Genomic DNA, 1,464 nt, shown 5'->3' with positions numbered 1-1,464 from the left:
CTGGCGCCGCATCGCCATGCGCTATGACCGCTGCGCCCACACCTTCATGTCCGCCATCTGCCTCGCCGCCACCGTCCTCTTCTGAATCAATGAGTCCTGAGCCTAGTGGAGAGGCGTTGGATCAGTTGGCGGCCATTCTCTCGAACTGGGTTGGACTTGTGAAATCGAGCGCGGAGTGGCGCCGGACAGGGTTGTAGAAGCCGTCGATGTGGCGGCCGATGGCCTGCTCGGCATCCTGGCGTGTTTCGAACATGGTGCGCCAGACGAGTTCCAACTTCAGCGTCTTGAAGAACGTCTCCACCATGGCGTTGTCATAACAATTCCCCTGGCCCGACATCGAGATCAGGATGCCGTGCTTTCGGAGTTCCGCCTGGTAGTCGGCGCAGCAATATTGGCTGCCGCGATCCGCATGATGGATCAGCCCTGGCACTGGGCGGCGCATGATGAGGGCCTGGCGCAGAGCCGTCAGCGCCAGCTCCCGATGCAGTCGGTCCGCCATGGCCCAACCGACGACCCGCCGCGCGAACAGGTCGATAACCACCGTCAGATACAGCCAGCCTTCGCAGGTCCAGATGTAGGGGATGTCGCTGCCCCACTTCTGGTCGGGCCGTCGGCCGCGAAGTCCTGGTCCAGCAGGTTGGGCGCGATCGGCCAGGCATGGTGGCTGTCGGTCGTCCGCCTGAACCGCCGCTTCTGCCGGGCGCGGAGGCCGTTCTCCCGCATCAGGCGGGCCGTCCCGGCGGCGCCCGACGCTCAGGCCGCTGTCCTGCAGCTCTCGCGTCATCCGCGGGCTGCCATAGGTGCCATAGGGCAGCGCAAAGGCCGACCGGACATGGGCCAGCAGCACCATGTCCTCATGCTGGCGGCGGCAGGCCGGGCGGCCCTTCCAGGCAAAATAGCCGCTCTGGCTGACGCCGAGGACACGGCAGAGACGGTGCACGGGGCATTCCTCTTTCGCCGCATCGATGAGCGTGAACTTCACCGTTCGGCCCTTCGCTCGGACCAATGGCGCTCAGGGCCTCACCCCGCCCCTGGCGGAAAAAGCCGTGGCACGCCTGAGGATGTCCCGCGCCTGGCGAAGGATCTCGTTCTCCCGCCGCAGCCGCTTCAACTCGGCGGCAACGTCCTCCTGCTCGGAGCGGTCCGGCGCATCAATCTACCGCTCACGGCTCCGGCTGATCCACCGGACCAGCGTCGACAGGCCGATCCGAGATCCTCGGCGATCTCGCGCTGGCTCCGCCCGCTTGTCCAGACCAGCCAGACCGCCTCATCCTCAAATTCCTTCGTGAACCGTCTCTGCTGCGTCATGGAGTTCCTGTTGCCTCATCAGGAACCCTCCACTTTTCCGAAGCAAGTCCACCCGCTCCGTCCTCCAGTCTAAGGTAAGCGCTGCCTGGAAACCCTACGCGGCAGCGCTCGACGGTTGATCGTCGGCTTTGGCCCAGCACCACGGCATGAGTTCGT

At 65.1% G+C, this 1,464-nt stretch carries 1 protein-coding gene and 1 pseudogene; one reads left to right on the top strand and one right to left on the bottom strand.

Annotation, left to right across the window (positions count from 1 at the left end; translation table 11 throughout):
- Positions 1-85 (top strand): annotated as a pseudogene (locus EBE87_RS27360) (IS5/IS1182 family transposase); the annotation flags it as partial.
- Positions 86-121: 36 nt separating this feature from the next.
- Here the strand turns inward: EBE87_RS27360 and EBE87_RS27355 are convergent.
- Positions 122-982 (bottom strand): IS3 family transposase, encoded by an 861-nt coding sequence (locus EBE87_RS27355; protein WP_233560256.1) that lies wholly within the window; start codon positions 980-982, stop codon positions 122-124.
- Between the last annotated feature and the right edge of the window lie 482 nt (positions 983-1,464).

Source organism: Teichococcus wenyumeiae (assembly GCF_003696345.1).
In the GTDB taxonomy this organism is placed as follows: Bacteria; Pseudomonadota; Alphaproteobacteria; order Acetobacterales; family Acetobacteraceae; genus Pseudoroseomonas; species Pseudoroseomonas wenyumeiae.
This window is presented reverse-complemented; position numbering and strand designations above follow the sequence as displayed.